The organism is Microbacterium sp. ABRD28, from assembly GCF_003850245.1.
In the GTDB taxonomy this organism is placed as follows: Bacteria; Actinomycetota; Actinomycetes; order Actinomycetales; family Microbacteriaceae; genus Microbacterium.
The window spans coordinates 229,582-248,285 of sequence record NZ_CP031015.1 but is presented as its reverse complement, the minus strand read 5'-3'; the positions used below and the strand labels follow the sequence as shown (position 1 = coordinate 248,285).

Below are 18,704 nucleotides of genomic sequence, written 5' to 3'. Positions count from 1 at the left end.
CGTCACACCAGGTACTGGCTGAGGCCACGGCGCAGGTACTGCCCGTCGCCCTTGCCGCCGTGGTAGGTGCCGCCGTCGACGATGACCTTGCCCCGGGAGATGACGGTGTCGACGTGCCCGTCGATCTCGAAGCCCTCCCACGCCGAGTGATCCATGTTCATGTGGTGGCTGGCCGCAGAGATGGTGGTGTGCCCGTGGGGGTCGTAGACCACGACGTCGCCGTCGGCGCCGGGCTGGATCACCCCCTTCTTGCCGTAGAGGCCGAACATCCGCGCCGGCGTCGTGGAGGTCAGTTCCACCCAGCGCTCGAGTGTGATCTTCCCGGTGACGACGCCCTGGTACATCAGGTCCATGCGGTGCTCGACCGAGCCGATCCCGTTGGGGATCGCGCGGAAGTCATCCTTCCCCAGCTCCTTCTGCCCCTTCATGCAGAACGGGCAGTGGTCGGTGGAGACCATCTGGATGTCGTTCGTGCGCAGGGCCTGCCACATGTGGTGCTGATGGCCCTCGCTGCGGCTGCGCAGCGGCGTGGAGCACACCCACTTCGCGCCCTCGAACTGACCCCACTCCTCGCTGAAGGCGCCCAGCTGCTCCTCGAGCGAGAGGTAGAGGTACTGGGGGCAGGTCTCGCCGAAGACGTTCCAGCCCTGATCGCGGGCCCAGGCCAGCTGGTCGACGGCCTGCTTGGCGCTGACGTGCACCACGTACAGCGGGGCGCCGGTGAGGTTCGCCAGCATGATCGCGCGGTGGGTGGCCTCCTCCTCCATCTGCCATGCGCGGGCGATGCCGTGGTAGTACGGCGCCTTCTTGCCGACCTCGGCGAGCTGGGCGGCCAGCACGTCGATGGCGGGGCCGTTCTCGGCGTGCATCATCGTCAGCAGGCCCGTGTCGGCCGACTTCTGCATCGCCCGCAGGATCTGGGCGTCGTCGGAGTAGAACACCCCGGGGTAGGCCATGAAGAGCTTGAAGCTCGTCACCCCCTCGTCGATGAGGGAGTCCATCGCCCGGAGCGAGTCGTCGTCGACCCCGCCGATGATCTGGTGGAACCCGTAATCGATCGCGCAGTTGCCGGCGGCCTTCTCGTGCCACGCGGCGAGTCCGTCTTCGACGCGCTCGCCGTAGCGCTGCACGGCGAAGTCGATGATGCTCGTCGTCCCGCCCCATGCTGCGGCACGCGTGCCGGTCTCGAAGGTGTCCGAGGCGGCGGTGCCCCCGAACGGCAGCTCCATGTGGGTGTGGGCGTCGATGCCGCCCGGGATCACGTACTTGCCGGTCGCGTCGATGACGGTGTCGACGGATGCCGCCAGGTCGGTGCCGAGCAGCTGCGAACCGGGTGCCAGCACCGCGACGATGGTCTCGCCGTCGATGAGCACGTCGGCGTCGCCGCGGCCGGTCGCGGAGACGACGGTGCCTCCGGTGATGAGTGTGGTGGTCATGAAGTGATCTCCTTGGTTGTTGCTGCGCGGCGCAGGCAGCGCCGACGCATGCCCCCGCGTCGGCCTTCGGCCGGCGCTCCCGCCAGACCCGATGCCAGCGTCGGCGCTGCCTGCGCCGCTCCGCTCGTCCGCGTGCTCATGTCGATGGGTATGGATGTCAGGGGCGGGCGATCTTCGTGTAGGAGTCGGGGCGACGATCGCGGTAGAACTGCCAGTCGTCGCGCATCTCCCGCACCATCTCCATGTCGAGGTCGCGCACGAGGATCTCCTCCTCGGTGCCCGAACCGCGCTCGCCGACGAAGTTCCCCCGCGGGTCGATCACCTGGCTGGTGCCGTAGAAGTCCACCGCGAGGTCGCCGTACTCGTTGTCCTCGCGGCCCACCCGGTTGGGCTGCAGCACGAAGTAGCCGTTGGCGACCGCGGCCGCGGGCCCCTCCACCTCCCAGAGCCGGTTCGACAGGCCGGGCTTGGTGGCGTTGGGGTTGAACACCATGTGCGCGTCGTTCAGGCCGAGTTCGCGCCACCCCTCCGGGAAGTGCCGGTCGTAGCAGATGTACATGCCGATCCGGCCGACAGCGCTGTCGAAGACGGGGTAGCCGAGGTTTCCCGGACGGAAGTAGAACTTCTCCCAGAACCGGTCGAGGTGGGGGAGGTGGTGCTTGCGGTATTTCCCGAGGATGGTGCCGTCGGCATCGACCAGAACCGCGGTGTTGTAGTACACCCCGGTCTCGGCCTCCTCGTAGATGGGCAGGACCATCACGGTGCCCAGCTCCTTGGCGAGCGCGGCGAAGCGCTGCACGATCGGGCCGTCGGCGGCCTCGGCGAAGCGGTAGTACTTCTTGTCCTGCGTGATCCCGAAGTAGGGCCCGTAGAACAGCTCCTGGAAGCACACCACCTGTGCGCCCTGTGCGGTGGCATCCCGAGCGAAGCCCTCGTGCTTGTCGAGCATCGACTCCTTGTCGCCGGTCCAGGTGGTCTGTGTGATCGCTGCGCGCACCGTCGTCATCTACGCATCTCCATCCGTGTCGTCCAGTACTTCTTCGTGCTGACGCCGACGGGGACCGGTGTCGGGACCGTCCGGTGAGTACTCACCCCGTGGACTGATCCTTCTTCCCGGACGTTTCCCGCCGGTTTCGGCCTGTGTCCGGACAGTAAAGCCTCGGCCGCGCGCCCACAAGGGGCGGTGTCCGCGTCGCGGAGATACATCGGAGGACGGATGCCACGCGGCATCCACTCCTCTAGCGTGAAACGGTGTTCCGACCGCTTCGTCCCCTCCAGACCGCGACCGACATCGCGCTGGCGGCCGGCTTCTTCTTCGTCGCCGTCGTCTTCGAGCTGAACGCGGGTGTCGGGGTGCTCGGGCCACCCACCGGGACGCTGACCGTGCTCGGGGTCGTCGGTTACGTGCTGCTGTTCAGCGTGGCGCTGGGGTTCCGCCGGTTCTCGCCGGGGGTGGCGCTGGCGCTGGCGTGGGCGGGCGCTGTTCTGCAGATGAGCCTGCTGCGCGGGCCGAGCCTGGTCGACGTCGCGATCTTCGGCGTGCTCTACGCCACGGCGGCCTACGGCAGCATCCGCGTGTTCTGGGCCGGGCTCGCGTCGGCGGTGACGGGCGCCATCGTGATCACCCTCTATCTGTACCTCGGGCCGCTCTCCTCGGCGCCCCTCGACCTGTCGGTGCTGCCCATCGCGGTGATCGTGCTCGGAGGAGCGACCTTCGCGCTGATGCTCGCCTGGACCTGCGGAGCCCTCGTGCGCACCGCGCGGCGCGCGCGCGAGAACCGCCTCGCCCAGGAGCGCGCCGAGGAGGAGGCGCGCTCGGAGTTCGAGCGCGCGCGGATCGCGCGCGACATGCACGACGTCGTCGCCCATTCGCTGGCGGTGGTCGTCGCTCAGGCCGATGGGGCGCGGTACGCCGCCGCGGCCGATCCGCAGGCGGCGACGGCCGCCCTGCAGACGATCTCGTCGACGGCTCGCGCCGCGCTCGCCGACGTGCGGCTGCTGCTGACGCAGCTGCGCCACAGCCAGGGCGACGGCCCGCAGCCGGGCCTGGCCGACCTCGAGGAGTTGTGGGCGCAGGTGCGCGCCGCGGGTGTCGACCTGCGCGTCGACATCGATCCCGCCCCGCCGGGCGAGCCGCCGGCATCGGTGCAGATCGCTGTGTACCGCATCCTGCAGGAGGCGCTGACGAACGCGCTCCGGCACGGGGAGGCGGGCGGCCCGGTCGACGTGCAGCTGTCGTGGGGCGCGAAGCGTGTCGACCTCACCGTGAGCAACCCCGTCGCGGCCGGGTCATCGGTCCCGACCCGCACGGGGCACGGGGTGATCGGCATGCGCGAGCGCACCCAGCTCGCGGGCGGAGAGTTCTCCGCGGCAGAGGAGACTGGCGCGTTCACCGTACGGGCCTGGATCCCGGTGGAGGTTCCGGCATGACCCGCTCCCGGCCGCGCACCCCTCGGCTGCGCACGACCGCGGGTCGCGCGAAGGGGACAAGGCCGTGATCCGCGTCGTGCTGGTCGACGATCAGGCGCTCTTCCGGGCGGGGATTCGCATGGTTGTCGACTCTCAGCCCGACCTCGAGGTCGTCGGCGAAGCCGCCGACGGACGCGAGGCGCTCGCGGTCGTGCGGTCGGCGCGGCCCGACGTGGTGCTGATGGACATCCGGATGCCGGTGATGGACGGCCTCGCCGCCACCGCCGAACTGCTGCGCGATCCCGACCCGCCGCGGGTGGTGATGCTGACCACGTTCGACCTCGACGAAGCTGCGGCGCGGGCGATCCGCGGGGGCGCGAGCGGATTCCTGCTGAAAGACGCCGACCCCGAGTTCCTGCTGGCCGCGATCCGCACCGTGCATGCGGGGTCGGCGGTGATCGCCGCCTCGGCGACCCGTGATCTGTTCGCCCGTTTCGCCGATGCCGCGCCGCGGGCGGCACCGGCCGCGTTCGGCGAGCTGACCGAGCGCGAGCGCGAGATCTTCGCGCTCGCCGCGCGCGGGCTCTCCAATGCCGAGATCGCCGCCCGGGAGTACCTCTCGGAGGCCACGGTCAAGACGCACATCAGTCGCATCCTGACCAAGCTCGCGCTCCGCGATCGCGTGCAGCTGGTGGTCTTCGCCTTCGAGCACGGCCTCGCCTGAGCGCAGCGCGTCGAAACGCCCCGCGCCCGACCAGTGCGGCCGCCCCGCGTCATCCTTCCGATGTACACGGATCGGCCGCGGGGCCGACGCGCCCGCACCCCGCTGATTCCTAGCGTCGAAGGCATGCACATCACCTCCACTGACCTGGGCCTGGCTGCCCGGGTGCAGCAGCTGACCAAGACCTACGGCACGGGCGACAGCGCGGTACGCGCGCTCGACGGCGTGACCATCGGCATCCGCCGCGGCGAGTTCACCGCGATCATGGGGCCGTCCGGCTCGGGCAAGTCCACGCTCATGCACGTCATGGCGGGACTCGACGCCCCGACGTCGGGCCGTGCGTGGCTCGGCGACACCGAGATCAGCGGCCTGACCGACCTCGAGCTCACCATCCTGCGGCGCCGGCGCGTCGGGTTCGTCTTCCAGGCGTTCAACCTCGTGCCGACCCTCGACGCCCTGGGCAACATCCTGCTGCCCTTCGACCTCGACGGGAGGCGTCCCTCTGCGCTCGAGCGCGCGCGCATCGACCGGCTCGTCGCATCGCTCGGGCTCGCCTCTCGGCTCGGCCACCGTCCGCACCAGCTCTCGGGCGGCCAGCAGCAGCGCGTCGCGATCGCCCGCGCCCTCGCCACCGCCCCCGACGTGGTGTTCGCCGACGAGCCGACCGGCAACCTCGATTCCCGCAGCGGTCGCGAGGTGCTGCGCCTCCTCGCCGATGCCAGCCGGGAGCACGGCCAGTCCATCGCGATGGTCACCCACGACCCTGTGGCCGCCAGCCACGCCGACCGCGTGATCGTGCTCGGCGACGGCCGCATCGCCGCCGACAAGCCGCGACAGAGCGCCGAAGAGATCTCGGCCTTCCTCCTCGCCGGCGAGCTGTCGGGCCCCGCATCCGCGCAGGTGACGGCATGAGCGCGGTCGCCCTGGCGGACGACAGAACAGACCGGATGTCGCGGACCGCCGCCCCGCGATGGGCGTTCCTGCGCGAACGCGGCATGGGCGCGAGCATCCTCGTCGCCGGCATCTCGAGCGCCTTCGGCGTGCTCCTCGTCTCGGTCACGGGGTTCCTCGCTGCGATCCTCCGCGCCGACCCCTACCTCGGAGACAGCGGGACGCTGGCGTTCGTGCTGAGCTTCCTCACCGTCATCCTCGTCGGCGTCGCGGTCTACGTGGCCGGGATCGTCACCGCGAACACCTTCGCCACCGTGGTCGCCGGGCGCACCCGACAGATCGCGCTCATGCGCCTCATCGGCGCCTCGGCGCGCGCGCAGCGTCAGGAGGTCGCCCGGCAGGGACTCGTCGTCGGCGTCATCGGCGCTCTCGGCGGCCTCGTCGCCGGTACCGGCGTCGCCGCGCTCGGCGTGGTCGTCGGCACCGAGCTGCTCGGGCTCGACGGCGTCTCGTACGGTGTCGTCACCGGCGAACTGCTCGTGCCCGCGACGATCGTCGCGCTCACCACCTGGGTCGCGGCGTGGGCCGGATCGCGGCGTGTGCTGACCGTCACCCCGATGCAGGCCCTCGGGGGCGCCGTCGAGGTCACGCGTGAGGAGGTCGTCCGTCGCACCGGGCGCAACCTCACCGCCGTCGCGCTGTTCGCGGTCGGCGGTGCGCTCCTCGCGGCCGGCATCGCGCTCGGGCTCGTCACTCCGCTGGGGGTCGCGGTCGCGTTCATCGGCGGCATCTTCTCCTTCACCGGCATCGCGCTGGGGGCGAGCCTTCTCATGCCGCCGGTCCTGCGGCTGATCGGTCGGCTGTTCGGCGGGTCGGCCACGGCGCGGCTGGCCGCCGAGAACGCGCTCCGCTACCCCGAGCGCTCGAGCCGTATGGCGATCGGGGTGGTGATGGGGGTGACGCTCGTGACGATGTTCGCCGTCGCAATCGAGTCGACCAAGGCGGTGCTCACCGCGTCGGCGGGTGGCGAGCTGCTGACCGAGATGGCAGCGGTGCTCGACACCTTCGCCGCGGTCATGATGGGGCTCGTGGCCGTCTCGGCGGTGATCGCCGCGGTGGGTCTGGTCAACCTCCTCACCCTGGGTGTCGTGCAGCGCCGTCGCGAGCTCAGGCTCCTCCGCGCCCTCGGCCTGACGGCGCCCCAGGTGCGCCGGGTCGTGCTGCTCGAAGCCGCGCACCTCACCATCGCCGCCCTCGCGACCGGTCTCGTCCTCGGCGTCGCATACGGGTGGGCCGGCGCGCAGTCGCTGCTCGGCTCGGTGTCCGGCGACCCGAGCCTTCCGCCGGGGCCGACCTTCGTGTGGCCGGCGGTGCCGCTCGTTCCGGTGCTCATCGTGGTCGCGGCGACCGCGGTGCTCACCCTCGTGGCCGCGGTGGTGCCCACGCGCCTCGCGACCCGGGTCGCGCCGGTGGAGGCGCTCGCCGAGTGACGCGCCGCGCGCGCCGCACCACACCGCGGCCGGGGTGGGTGCGGCGGCTGCGACGAATCGAGCGGGGCGGGCGGTCAGGCGCCCGCCGCCGGATCCTCCGGTGCCGGCTCGTGCGCCCACGTCGGGGCGAGTGCGCGGATGCGTGCCGCGCGCCACTGCCACGCCGCCCAGAGGCCCGGCCAGAGCACCGGCGCGGCCGCCCCGCCGATGACGAGGCGGTCGCGCCACAGGGTCTTCGTCGGGTCGCCGGGCGCCGGCGACACCGCCATCTGGTGGTCCCAGACGTCGAGGGCCGCGAGCGGCCCGGAGATCGGGATGCCGCTGTCGCGGAAGATGCGGATCGGCCCGTCCGGGCCCTTCATCGTCCGGTCGCTCGCGTGGATGATCTGGCGGCCGAGCGACACCCGCCCGCCGAGGCTCATCTCTACCCCGACCTCCGCTCCCGGCTCCCAGGCGGTCGGGAGCGCGTCGGGTTCGAGGGGTGCCAGCTGCACCAGCGGGCCGTACAGTTCCGCAACCGCGCGCGGGGAGTGCAGCGCCCGCCAGGCGGCATCCGCATCGCAGTCGATGACGAGCTTGAGCATGATCCGCATGTGCCCACTCTGTCATTCCGCGTCGCCCGCCTCGCCCGTTTAGGCTGACGGAATGGCCTCGCCCTTCGATCAGTCCCGGTACCAGGTGCGTCTGGACTGGGGGCTCGACGCCCTCGCGCGCCTCGCGCCCGCCGACATCGTGGTCGTCGTCGACGTGCTCCGCTTCTCCAGCACCGTGATCGACGTGGTCGAGCGAGGCGAGGAGATGATGCTGGATGACGCGGCCTTCGCCGTGTCACTCAACGGCGCCCGGGTCGCCGCGGCCGCAGCCGCCGCAGGCCCCGACCAGACCGGCCCCCACGCGGTCGAGGACGAACCCTCCGCCCCGGTCGTCCTCCTCGCGGGACTTCGCAACGCCTCCGCCGTCGCTCAGGCGATCGCCGATGAGCAGGAGCGCCGTGGCCGCCGCACCTCGATCTCGATCATCCCCGCCGGTGAGCTCGGTCATGGCGGCGCGCCGCTGCGCTTCGCCGTCGAGGATCTCCTCGGTGCGGGCGCCGTCATCGACGCCCTCACGACCCGGGGGATCGACCACTCCTCACCCGAGGCCGCGACGGCGGGCGAAGCGTTCCGCGGCCTCCGCGGCGCCGTGCGTCACCTCCTCACCGCGAGCGGCTCAGGCCAGGAACTCATCGAGAAAGACCTGCGGTCAGACGTCGTCCGAGCCGCCGAGATCGATGCCTCAGAAGCGGTGCCGATCGTGCGCGGGGCCCGCATCGTCGGGATCTGACTCGACCGGGGCGGCATCCCCTCGTGGTGTCATCGCCGCCAGCCGGGTCGCCGCCGAGATCTCTCGCCGCGTCCAGGTGAACAGATGACGGCGGTCGAAGCGCGGCGCGCACGCGACGCACGACGTCGCGCGCGGCGGGCGCCGATGCCGGTACGCGGTGTGCCCGGCGGGGCACACCCCCACCCAGGGCGCGAGCTCGACAGCCGTCTCACCGTCGTGGGTCGTTCCCCCGACGTAGCCCAGGCTCCGCGCGATGCGCTTCCACTCCGCGCCGTGTCCGGCCGCAGGCCCCGCGAGGGCGTGGGCGACCTCGTGCAGAAGGGTCTGATGGTTGGTGTCGTCGTCGTAGCGCGCCGACAGGTAGCGCGAGACGCTGATGCGCTTGCGCCGGAAATCGCAGAGGCCGGCACGCCGCTTGGCGTTGTCGAAGCCGAAGGTCCAGGAGGGGCCGAGATGCTGGTCGATCAGGGCGTTCGCCCAGACGCGCACACGTTCAGGTTCTGACATGCCCGAAACAGTAGAACGTACCTACGACACTCAGCTCGCGACCGACGACCGCATGCGCCGCCGCTCGGACGCATCGATCGCCAACAGCGTCGATTCGAGCTGATCGTCCGGGGCCCCCGACTCCTGCCGGAGGAACAGGGCGCGCTTGAAGTCGGTGCGCGCGGCGTCGTAGTCCTCGCCGTCGTAGCGGGTCTTGCCGCGATGCTGGTACGCGAAGGCCGCGATGCCCGACCAGCCCTGACCATCGGCCTCTTCGGCGCACGCGGTGAGTTCCTGCTCGGCGGCGGCGAGCTGTCCGCGCACCTGCAGCACGGTGGCGTGGAGAATGCGGGCGCGCAGCAGGTCTTTCCGCGTCCCCGCCATCCGGGCCACCCGCACCGACTGCTCCGAGAGCACCAGCGCGTCATCGAGTCGATCGAGCACCTTCAGCAGCCACACCCGTTCGAGCAGAGCCGGCAGGCTCCGCTGCTCGCCGATCTCGTCCAGGCGCCCCTCGCAGCGGACAGGGTCGACCTGCTCCCGCAGGGTGTCGGGGTCGTATCCCAGGATGTAGCTCATGATCGACTCCTTCCACGCTCGAGGGTCCCGCGCCCACGCTCCCCCAGTCTGCGCGACCGCGGCGCCGGCGCCGGCGTGGCACGCCGCAGGGCGGCATCAGGATCGCGATTCACCGTTCGAAGACGGATGCCGCGGGCTTGGGCGACGGCGTCGCGTCGCCGTCGGTCGCGATGCGCGCGCCGCGCGCGAACTCGACGACCTCCTCGCCCTCGGCCACCTTCGCCGGGTGAGGGCCTGCGGCCATCAGCCGCGGCAGCCACTGGGTCGGCAGGGGCGTGGGTGAGGCGGCGACAACGAGGTTGCCGAACCGACGACCCTTCAGCGTCTGCACCTCGGCCAGCACGATGACGTGGGGGAGCGCCTCGCGCACCGTCGCGACCTGTCGGCGGGCGAAGGCGAGCCCGGCGCCGTCGGCGACGTTGACCAGCAGCACTCCGTCGGGGGCGAGGAGTGCGGCGGCCTCACGGTAGAACTCCACCGTCGTCAGGTGCGCCGGGGTCTGCGCGCCGGCGTAGACGTCGGAGACGAGCACGTCGACGGCGCCGACCAGGGCGCGCGGAAGCCGGGCCAGGCCCCGTCGGGCGTCGCCGATCCGCATCCTGATCGCCGCCCCGCGCGGAAGGGGCAGATGCTCGCGCACGAGGTCGACCAGGGGCTGTTCGAGCTCGATGACCTGCTGGCGCGACCCCGGCCGGGTCGCCTCGATGTACCGCGGCACCGTCAGCGCGCCGGCGCCCAGGTGCACGGCGGTGAGGGGCTGACCCGGGAGCTTCAGGCGGTCGATCACCGCCGCCATCCGCGACACGTACTCGAAGTGCAGGTGCGTGGGGTCGTCGAGGTCGACGTGCGACTGCGGCGTGCCGTCGACGATGAGCTCCCAGCCGGTGTCGTACTCCGACGGCGCGATCATCGCGAGCGTCCCGTCGCCGAGCCGCGCCGAGGGTCGCACCTGTTCCACCCGAGCGCGCGCCATGGCTCAACGCTAGTCCGCGGCATCCCTCCTTCTTCCCCCCAGCCGCCGAAACAGAATCGCAACCTCACCGTGACCATCCGTGCGACGGCGCGCGGGTACGGTCGAGGGATCACACTCCGTGGGCCGGTGCTGTCACACACGTCGCTGTGCTCGCGACCCGAAAGGGACCCTCGAAAAGGAAGGTGCAGTACACGATGCTTCACTCAACGAGAAAGCGCCTGCTCGCCGGCGCTGCCGCCATCGCCGTCGGATCGCTGATCCTGACGGCCTGCGCGAGCCAGCGCGAGGAGGGCGGCGGAAGCGAGGAGCCGAGCGACGTCGACTCGACGTTCATCTTCGGCGCCTCCGGTGACGTGTCGAGCCTGGATCCGGCGTTCGCCAGCGACGGCGAATCGTTCCGCGTCTCCAGGCAGATCTTCGAAGGCCTCGTGGGCGTCGAGCCTGGGACGGCCGACCCCGCGCCGCTCCTGGCCAGCAGCTGGGAGCAGTCCGAGGACGGATTGAGCTACACCTTCACCCTCGAGGAGGGCGTCACCTTCCACGACGGCACCCCCTTCAACGCCGAAGCGGTGTGCTTCAACTTCGACCGCCAGAACAACTTCACCGGCATCGCCCAGAGCGAGAGCCTGTCGTACTACTGGGGCAAGCTCATGCGCGGCTACGCCGACACGGGCACCTCGATCTACGGCGGGTGCGAGCCGAACGGCGACACCGAGGTCACCGTCACGCTGACCGAGCCCTTCGCCGGGTTCATCCCTGCGCTGTCGCTCCCCGCCTTCGCGATGCAGAGCCCCACCGCGCTGGAGGAGTACGGCGCCGACGACGTCGGCGGCACCTCCGAGGCCCCGACCCTCAGCGAGTACGCCACGGGGCACCCGACCGGCACCGGTCCGTTCCAGTTCGAGTCGTGGGACCCGGGCAGCACCACCACCCTCACCGCTTACGAGGACTACTGGGGCGAGCAGGGCGTCGTCGAGGAGATCATCTTCCAGGTGATCGGCGACACCACCGCGCGGCGCCAGGCGCTGGAATCCGGAAGCATCGACGGCTACGACCTCGTCGCCCCCGCCGACCTCGGCGCGCTGGAGGAGGCGGGCTTCACCCTCATCAACCGCGACCCGTTCAACGTGCTCTACCTCGGCATGAACCAGGCCGTTCCCGAGCTCGCCGACGAGCGCGTCCGCCAGGCGATCGCCCACGCGATCGACAAGGAGCAGCTGATCTCGCAGGTGCTCCCCGAGGGCACCGAGGTCGCCACGCAGTTCATGCCCGACAGCGTGATCGGCTGGAACCCCGACGTCGCCACCTACGAGTACGACCCCGAGCAGGCCCAGGCGCTGCTGGCCGAGGCGGGCTTCGACGAGTCGAACCCCCTCACCATCACGTTCAACTACCCGGTCAACATCTCGCGGCCGTACATGCCCAACCCCGAGCAGATCTTCACCAACCTGCAGTCTCAGCTCGAGGCCGTCGGCATCGTGCTCAACCCCGTCTCGAACGAGTGGGGCGAGTACCTCGACCTCATCCAGGGCGGCAGCGAGCACGGCATCCACCTGCTCGGCTGGACCGGTGACTACAACGACCCCGACAACTTCGTGGGGACGTTCTTCGGCGCACCGTCGAACGAGTGGGGCTTCGACAACGCCGAGATCTTCAGCGCGTTGACCACCGGTCGGGGCCTGGCCACGGCCGACGAGCAGGAGTCGGCCTACGCCGACGCGAACGCGCAGATCATGGAGTTCCTCCCGGGGATTCCGCTCGCCCACCCGGTGCCGACCCTCGTCTTCGACGAGCGCGTCACCTCGTACCCGGCGAGCCCCGTGCAGGACGAGGTCTACAACCTGGTCGAGCTCTCCGAGTAACGACGATCCGGATGTCGCGGCGCGGCCTCGCACGCCGCGCCGCGACATCCGCTCGTCTTCTCCTCCGCACGACCGCGCCCCCGGCCCCCTTGCCGGAGCCGGGGCGCTCGTCCTCGAAGGCTGCCTTCCGTGATACGCACCATCGGCAAGAGGATCCTCTTGCTCATCCCGACGCTGTTCGGGTTGTCCATCCTGCTGTTCCTCTGGGTCCGCGCCCTGCCGGGCGGGCCCGCCGTCGCGCTCCTCGGTGAGCGGGCGACCCCCGAGGCGGTCGCCGAGATCAACCGGCTCTACGGGTTCGATCGGCCGCTGTTCGAGCAGTACATCGTCTGGCTCGGGCGCCTGCTGCAGGGCGACTTCGGCACGTCGATCCAGACCGGGCGGGCCGTCACCGAAGAGTTCTGGCGCCGTTTCCCGGCGACCCTCGAGCTCTCCAGCGCCGCGCTCCTCATCGCCGTCGGCGTCGGCATCCCCCTCGGATACTGGGCCGCCCGCCGGCACGGCAAGGCCACCGACCATCTCACCGTGGCCGCGAGCCTCCTCGGCATCACGATCCCGGTGTTCTTCCTCGCGTTCCTGCTGAAGTGGGTGTTCGCGGTGCAGCTGGGCTGGCTGCCGTCGGAGGGTCGACAGGATCCGCGCATCGATGCGACCCACTACACGAACTTCTACATCCTCGACGGGATCATCACCGGCGAATGGGATGCCGCGTGGGACGCGATCCTGCACCTGATCCTGCCCGCGGTGGCGCTCGCGACGATCCCCCTGGCGATCATCGTGCGGATCACCCGCGCCTCGGTGCTCGAGGTGCAGAACGCCGACTACGTCCGCACCGGCATGGCCAAGGGCGTGCCGCGGGGCACGATCCGCGGGCGGTTCATCCTGCGCAACGCGCTGCTCCCGGTCGTCACGACGGTGGGTCTGCAGACGGGACTGCTCATCTCGGGGGCGGTGCTCACCGAGACGGTGTTCGCCTTCCCCGGCATCGGATCGTTCCTCGCCCGCGCCATCTTCACCCGTGACTTCCCGGTGCTGCAGGGCTTCATCATCTTCATCGCGATCGCGTACGCCCTGATCAACCTGATCGTGGATGTCTCGTACAGCTTCATCGACCCGAGAGTGAGGGTCCAATGACCTCGGCGATGCTTCCCCCCGCCCCCAGCGGCGGGCCGGTCGACGACACCGCGATCGATGATCGGGAGCTGCTGGGCGCGCAGGTGCGCGGCGGCTTCTGGCGCGACGTGTTCCGGCGGCTGCGTCGGAACCCCTCGGCATGGGTGGGGGCGGTCATCATCGCCCTGTTCATCCTCGTCGCCGCCCTCGCGCCCGTGCTCGCGCCCTACGGCCCGACCGAACTGCCGGGCCAGCGGTACATCACACCGACCTACATCCCGGGTCCGGGGGAGCTCCCGCAGTTCCCGCTCGGACTCGACCGCTTCGGCGGCGATGTGCTGTCCAAGCTCATCTGGGGCGCGCAGGCGTCGCTCACGATCGGCGTGGTCTCGACCGCTTTCGGTCTTCTCGGCGGCATGCTGCTCGGCCTCATCGCCGGCGCGTTCGGCGGCTGGGTCGACGTCGTCGTGATGCGCTTCGTCGACATCCTGCTCTCGGTGCCGTCGCTGCTGCTGGCGGTGTCGATCGCGGCGATCCTCGGGCAGACCCAGCTGTCGGTGATGATCGCGATCGGTGCCGCGCAGGTGCCGGTGTTCGCGCGGCTTCTGCGGGCGTCGATGCTCCAGCAGCGGTCGGCCGACTACGTGCTGTCGGCCCAGACGCTCGGCCTCGGCCGCGGCAAGATCACGATGAGCCACGTGCTGCCCAACGCCATCGGTCCGGTCATCGTGCAGGGCACGCTGTCGCTGGCGACCGCGGTGATCGAGGCGGCCGCGCTGTCGTTCCTCGGTCTCGGCGGGGGGCTTCCGCAGACCGCGGAGTGGGGGCGCATGCTCACCTACGCGCAGCTCGAGCTCGCGATCGCGCCGTGGCTGGCGTTCCTTCCCGGTGCCTGCATCACGATCACCGCGCTGGGGTTCACCCTGCTCGGCGAGGCGCTGCGCGAAGCGATGGATCCCCGCACCCGCGCCCGCTAGCGCCGCGCCCTCCCGCCGCGCCCTCACGCCTCACCCCCGCATCCACTCCCCCGTCACGTTCGGCCCCTCCGCGCGCGGGTGAGGGGCGGATCGTGACGGGGGAGCGAACACCCCCGCGTCTCCCCCGTCACGTTCGGCCCCTCCGCGCGCGGGTGAGGGGCGGATCGTGACGGGGGAGCAGCCATCGCCGCGGGAGGGGCAGGGCAGTGGAGGAGCGGATGCCGCGGCGCGGGGTCAGACCGCGATGTCGAGCTCGTTGCCCGGGATCGAGGCGAGCAGACGCCGCGTGTAGGGGTCGCGCGGGTTGGTGAAGATCTCCTCGCCCGACGCGGCCTCGACGAGGTGCCCGTCCTTCATCACGCAGACGTAGTCGCTGATCAGCCGCACCACCGCGAGGTCGTGGGAGATGAAAAGATAGCTCAGCCCGTACTCGCGCTGCAGGTCTCGCAGAAGCCGCAGCACCTGATCCTGCACGAGCACGTCGAGCGCCGAGACGGGCTCGTCGCAGACGATCAGCTCGGGAGACAGGGCGAGAGCCCGGGCGATCGCGACGCGCTGACGCTGGCCTCCCGACAGCTCCGACGGGTACCGGCGCATCATCGAGGCCGGCAGCGCCACGTCATCCAGCAGCTGCCGCACCCGCTTGGTGCGCTCGGTCGACGACCCGCGCCGGTAGAACTCCAGCGGCTCCTCGATCAGTCGCTCGATGGTGAACATCGGGTTCAGCGACGAGTAGGGGTCCTGGAAGATCGGCTGCACCTTCTGGCGGAAGTCCTTCAGCGCCCGCCCCTTGAGGGTCGACACGTCGACCCCGTCGAACGAGATGGTGCCGCTCGTCGGTTCGACGACCTTCAGCATCATCCGGGCTGTCGTGGTCTTCCCCGACCCCGACTCACCGACGATCGCGACGGTCTGCCCGCGCGGGATCGCGAACGAGACGTCCTTCACGGCGACGAAGTCGTCCTTCTGCCCCCGCACCGGGAAGACCTTGGTCAGCCCCTCGACCTCGACGATGTGATCCGGGGCCGCCTCGGCACGCGCGCCGGCCGGCGCAGCCGGCGCGCTCTCGACGACGGACACGGATGCCGCGGGCGCGGCCGACGCGGCGGCATCCGTCTTCTCGGGCCGGCGGAAGGCCTCGGGACGCAGTCGCACCGCCGCCACCGACGGGGCGGCCTTCACCAGCGCCTGGGTGTACGGCTGCTGCGGGTCTTCGAGGATCTGTCGCGCGGGCCCCTGCTCGACGATGCGCCCGCGGTGCATGACGACCACGCGCGAGGCGCGCTCGGCGGCGAGGCCGAGGTCGTGCGTGATGAGCATCACCGAGGTGCCCGTGTCGCTGGTCATCCGGTCGAGCTGATCGAGGATCGTCTTCTGCACCGTCACGTCGAGCGCGCTCGTGGGCTCGTCGGCGATGAGGAGCTTGGGGTTGCACGCCAGACCGATCGCGATGAGCGCGCGCTGGCGCATACCGCCCGAGAACTCGTGCGGGTACTGCTTGGCGCGGGCGGCGGCGTCGGGAAGACCCGCCGCCTCGAGGGTCTCGACGACCCTGCGGTCGACGTCCTTGCGCGTCGCCAGGCCGTGCGCGAGAAGGGTCTCGGCCACCTGCGTGCCGATCTTCGCGACCGGGTTGAGGTTCGACATCGGGTCCTGCGGCACGAGGCCGATCGAACGGCCGCGCACCTGGCGCATCACCGATTCGGGGGCTCCGACGAGGTTCTCGCCCTCGAAGAGGATGCTGCCCTGCGTCACCCGCCCGTTGCCCGGGAGGAGACCGATCACCGCCATCGCCGTAGTCGACTTCCCCGACCCCGACTCGCCGACGATGGCGAGGGTCTCACCGGCGGCGAGATCGAGGTCGACGCCTTCGACGGCGTGGACCGTCCCGTCGACGGTGCGGAACTCCACGGCCATGTCGCGGACCTGCAGCAGCGGCGTCCCTGCCGCGGGCCGCTCGAAAGATCGAGGCATCCCCCCATCCTGCCCCGGCGCGGGTCTCGGCGCATCCGGCGCCGGGAGCCTTTACGCATCCGTAACGTTGCCGCGCGGCGTAGCGTGAAGACATGGGCGTGATCGACCTCAATGCCGACCTGGGTGAGACGGTCGACGGGATGCCGACGGCCGACGACGACGCGATGTTCGCCGTCATCTCCAGCGCCAGCATCGCCTGCGGCGGACACGCGGGCGATGAGAGGTCGATGCGCGAGGCGGTGGCACGCGCGGCTGTTCACGGCGTGGCCGTCGGGGCGCATCCGTCCTATCCCGACCCGGTGAACTTCGGCCGGGTGCCGATGGCGCTCGCTCCGGCGGATCTGCGGGCCGAGGTCGCGGTGCAGCTCCGGTCGCTGGCGACGGCGGGGGCCGACATCCGGTACGTCAAGCCTCACGGGGCCCTCTATCACGCGGTCTCCGCCGACGCGGGGGCGGCGCGGGCGGTGGCCGAGGCGGTCGCCGAGCTCGCCGCGTCGCAGGGACGCGCCGTGCCGATCCTCGGGATGCCGGGGGAGATCGCCTGGGCGGCCGAGTCGGCCGGCCTGCCCTTCGTCGTCGAGGCGTTCCTCGACCGCGGATATCTGCCCGGCGGGGGTCTCGTGCCCCGGGGGCGAGCGGGTGCGGTGCTGGATGACGCGGCGGCGGCTGCGGAGCGGGCGGTCCGGCTGGCGCGATCGGGCGAGGTCGTCGCCGCCGACGGGTCGGTGCTGACCGTCGCGGCGGCGTCGCTCTGCCTGCACGGCGATTCACCGGCCGCGGTGGCGATGGGAGAGGCGGTGCGACGCGCGCTGGATGACGCCGGCGTCGCCGTGCGGGCGCCGTGGTGAACATGCTGCCGATGGGTGACCGCGCGATGCTCGTCGAGGTCGCGGGACTCGACGAGGTGCTGTCGCTTCACGCCCGCCTCGTCGCCGCGGTGCCGCCGGGGGTCGTCGACATCGTCCCCGCGGCGCGCACCGTGCTCATCACCGTCGACCCCGCGGTGCTGAGCCTGTCGCGCGCGCGGGCGTGGGTGACGGATGCCACGGCCGCCGCCCCGACGGCGGACGCGCCGGCGGCTCCGGAGGTCGTGGTCGACATCCGCTACGACGGCCCCGACCTCGACGCGACCGCGGCGCTCCTCGGAGTGTCGGCATCGGAGCTCGCGGAGCGCCACGCGGCCGCGACCTGGACCGTCGCGTTCACCGGCTTCGCGCCCGGATTCGGGTACCTCGTCAGCGATGAGTGGCCCTTCGACGTGGCGCGGCTCGACACCCCGCGGACCCGCGTCCCGGCCGGGGCGGTGGGGGTCGCGGGGGTGTTCTCGGGGGCCTACCCGCGCGAGACCCCCGGAGGGTGGCGACTCCTCGGCACGACGGACGCGCCGCTCTTCGACCCTGCGCGCGAGAATCCGGCGCTCCTCGTCCCGGGCATGCGGGTGCGGTTCCGCACCCTCGCGGGGGGCGAGCGCACCCTCGCCGGGAACGTGCGCACCCTCGCCGGTGAGGACCGCACCCTCGCGGGGGAGGAGCGCACCCTCGCGGCGGGAGCGGGGGCGGGAGCGGGAGCGGGGGCGGGGACGGGGCGGGGGTTCCGCGTCGAGGAGCCGGGACTGCTCGCCACGGTCCAGGACCTCGGCCGTCCCGGCTCGGCGGCCCTCGGCATCTCCCGCTCGGGGGCGATGGACCGCCGCGCGCTCGGCGCCGCGAACCGTCTCGTCGGCAACCCCCAGGATGCGGCGGCGATCGAGATCACCCTCGGCGGGTTCCGCGCCGTCGCCCGCGCCGACCTGGTGTTCGCCGTCACCGGCGGCGGCGGTCCGCTCCGGCTCGCGGGGCGCGACATCGACCCGTACGTGGCGCACCGCTGGCCCGCCGGCGTCGAGCTCGAGGTCGGGTGGATCGAGCGGGGCGCGCGGGCACTCCTCGCCCTCCGCGGCGGCGTCGACGGGCCGGTGGTCCGCGGGTCGCGGGCCACCGACATCCTCTCGGGTCTCGGGCCCGCCCCCCTCGCCGCGGGCTGCGTGCTGAGCGTCGGCGCCGACCCGAACGCCCCCGTCCCGCCCGCCCCCGACGCGCCGTGGGGCGCGCCCGACGGCGACGACCTCGAGATCGACCTCGCGCCGGGGCCGCGCGCGGACTGGTTCACCGACGATGCCCGCGCGACCCTTTTCGAGGCGACGTGGACCGTCTCGGGCGCCGCCGACCGCGTCGGCATCCGCCTCGACGGTCCGTCTCTCGCCCGCGTGCGCAGCGGCGAACTCCCGAGCGAGGGGATGGTGCCCGGCGCCCTGCAGGTGCCGCCCTCCGGTCGACCGACGATCCTCGGACCCGATGCCCCGGTCACCGGCGGCTACCCTGTGATCGCGGTCGTGGCGGATGCCGCCCGCGACGCTCTCGCCCAGGCCCGGCCGGGCAGCCGCATCCGCTTCCGCCACGCGCGACCGGCCGAGTGAGCGGCGGTCGCTCCT

The 18,704-nt window shown here is 71.7% G+C and carries 17 protein-coding genes; 10 read left to right on the top strand and 7 right to left on the bottom strand.

The features are described 5' to 3' along the window. Positions 1 to 2 precede the first annotated feature (2 nt). Both hydA and DT073_RS01215 read right to left on the bottom strand, forming a co-directional pair. On the bottom strand, positions 3 to 1,436 hold the full coding sequence (gene hydA, locus DT073_RS01220) for a dihydropyrimidinase (protein ID WP_124291744.1): 1,434 nt from the start codon (positions 1,434 to 1,436) through the stop codon (positions 3 to 5). 157 nt (positions 1,437 to 1,593) lie between these two features. Next, positions 1,594 to 2,442 carry a nitrilase-related carbon-nitrogen hydrolase gene (locus tag DT073_RS01215; protein WP_124291743.1) on the bottom strand — a complete coding sequence of 283 codons (849 nt, stop codon included), beginning with the start codon at positions 2,440 to 2,442 and terminating at the stop codon, positions 1,594 to 1,596. 245 nt (positions 2,443 to 2,687) lie between these two features. On the opposite strand from DT073_RS01215, the gene DT073_RS01210 reads away from it, so the two are divergent. The 4 genes from DT073_RS01210 (at position 2,688) to DT073_RS01195 (ending at position 6,947) form a co-directional block, all read left to right on the top strand. Next, positions 2,688 to 3,866 (top strand): histidine kinase, encoded by a 1,179-nt coding sequence (locus DT073_RS01210; protein WP_124291742.1) that lies wholly within the window; start codon positions 2,688 to 2,690, stop codon positions 3,864 to 3,866. A gap of 64 nt (positions 3,867 to 3,930) precedes the next feature. After that, complete coding sequence (locus DT073_RS01205; protein WP_124291741.1) at positions 3,931 to 4,569, top strand: response regulator transcription factor; 639 nt, start codon at positions 3,931 to 3,933, stop codon at positions 4,567 to 4,569. 123 nt (positions 4,570 to 4,692) lie between these two features. Next, entirely contained in the window at positions 4,693 to 5,478 is a 786-nt protein-coding gene (locus DT073_RS01200; RefSeq protein WP_124291740.1) for an ABC transporter ATP-binding protein, read from the top strand. Continuing rightward, a complete protein-coding gene (locus DT073_RS01195; protein WP_240638672.1) occupies positions 5,475 to 6,947 on the top strand; it encodes an FtsX-like permease family protein in 1,473 nt (490 codons plus the stop codon). Before DT073_RS01200 ends, DT073_RS01195 begins: the two co-directional genes overlap by 4 nt. Positions 6,948 to 7,021: 74 nt before the next feature. On the opposite strand, the gene DT073_RS01190 is transcribed toward DT073_RS01195, so the two are convergent. After that, entirely contained in the window at positions 7,022 to 7,540 is a 519-nt protein-coding gene (locus DT073_RS01190; RefSeq protein WP_124291739.1) for a hypothetical protein, read from the bottom strand. Positions 7,541 to 7,592: 52 nt separating this feature from the next. Between DT073_RS01190 and DT073_RS01185 the strand changes: the two genes are divergently transcribed. After that, entirely contained in the window at positions 7,593 to 8,270 is a 678-nt protein-coding gene (locus tag DT073_RS01185) for a 2-phosphosulfolactate phosphatase (RefSeq protein ID WP_124291738.1), read from the top strand. On the opposite strand, the gene DT073_RS01180 is transcribed toward DT073_RS01185, so the two are convergent. From DT073_RS01180 to DT073_RS01170, 3 genes are all read right to left on the bottom strand, one after another. Next, positions 8,223 to 8,777, bottom strand: coding sequence for a SprT-like domain-containing protein (locus DT073_RS01180; protein WP_124291737.1), 555 nt, complete (start codon positions 8,775 to 8,777; stop codon positions 8,223 to 8,225). The genes DT073_RS01185 and DT073_RS01180 overlap by 48 nt on opposite strands. A gap of 30 nt (positions 8,778 to 8,807) precedes the next feature. Then, on the bottom strand, positions 8,808 to 9,335 hold the full coding sequence (locus DT073_RS01175) for a hypothetical protein (RefSeq protein ID WP_124291736.1): 528 nt from the start codon (positions 9,333 to 9,335) through the stop codon (positions 8,808 to 8,810). A 109-nt stretch (positions 9,336 to 9,444) separates the two neighbouring features. Continuing rightward, positions 9,445 to 10,308, bottom strand: a complete 864-nt coding sequence (locus tag DT073_RS01170) for a spermidine synthase (RefSeq protein WP_124291735.1) — start codon at positions 10,306 to 10,308, stop codon at positions 9,445 to 9,447. A 194-nt stretch (positions 10,309 to 10,502) separates the two neighbouring features. Between DT073_RS01170 and DT073_RS01165 the strand changes: the two genes are divergently transcribed. The 3 genes from DT073_RS01165 to DT073_RS01155 all read left to right on the top strand — a co-directional run bounded on the left by DT073_RS01165 (position 10,503) and on the right by DT073_RS01155 (position 14,260). Beyond that, the gene (locus tag DT073_RS01165; RefSeq protein WP_124291734.1) at positions 10,503 to 12,170 is read left to right on the top strand and encodes an ABC transporter substrate-binding protein; all 1,668 of its coding nucleotides are present in this window, start codon (positions 10,503 to 10,505) and stop codon (positions 12,168 to 12,170) included. A 129-nt stretch (positions 12,171 to 12,299) separates the two neighbouring features. Beyond that, the gene (locus tag DT073_RS01160) at positions 12,300 to 13,304 is read left to right on the top strand and encodes an ABC transporter permease (protein ID WP_124291733.1); all 1,005 of its coding nucleotides are present in this window, start codon (positions 12,300 to 12,302) and stop codon (positions 13,302 to 13,304) included. Continuing rightward, positions 13,301 to 14,260 (top strand): ABC transporter permease, encoded by a 960-nt coding sequence (locus DT073_RS01155; protein WP_124291732.1) that lies wholly within the window; start codon positions 13,301 to 13,303, stop codon positions 14,258 to 14,260. Before DT073_RS01160 ends, DT073_RS01155 begins: the two co-directional genes overlap by 4 nt. 234 nt (positions 14,261 to 14,494) lie before the next feature. On the opposite strand, the gene DT073_RS01150 is transcribed toward DT073_RS01155, so the two are convergent. Continuing rightward, positions 14,495 to 16,234 carry an ABC transporter ATP-binding protein gene (locus DT073_RS01150; protein WP_124291731.1) on the bottom strand — a complete coding sequence of 580 codons (1,740 nt, stop codon included), beginning with the start codon at positions 16,232 to 16,234 and terminating at the stop codon, positions 14,495 to 14,497. 92 nt (positions 16,235 to 16,326) lie between these two features. Between DT073_RS01150 and pxpA the strand changes: the two genes are divergently transcribed. Then, positions 16,327 to 17,082 carry a 5-oxoprolinase subunit PxpA gene (gene pxpA / locus DT073_RS01145; protein ID WP_124291730.1) on the top strand — a complete coding sequence of 252 codons (756 nt, stop codon included), beginning with the start codon at positions 16,327 to 16,329 and terminating at the stop codon, positions 17,080 to 17,082. A gap of 11 nt (positions 17,083 to 17,093) precedes the next feature. Continuing rightward, positions 17,094 to 18,689, top strand: a complete 1,596-nt coding sequence (locus DT073_RS01140) for a 5-oxoprolinase subunit B/C family protein (protein WP_240638671.1) — start codon at positions 17,094 to 17,096, stop codon at positions 18,687 to 18,689. Positions 18,690 to 18,704 lie beyond the last annotated feature (15 nt).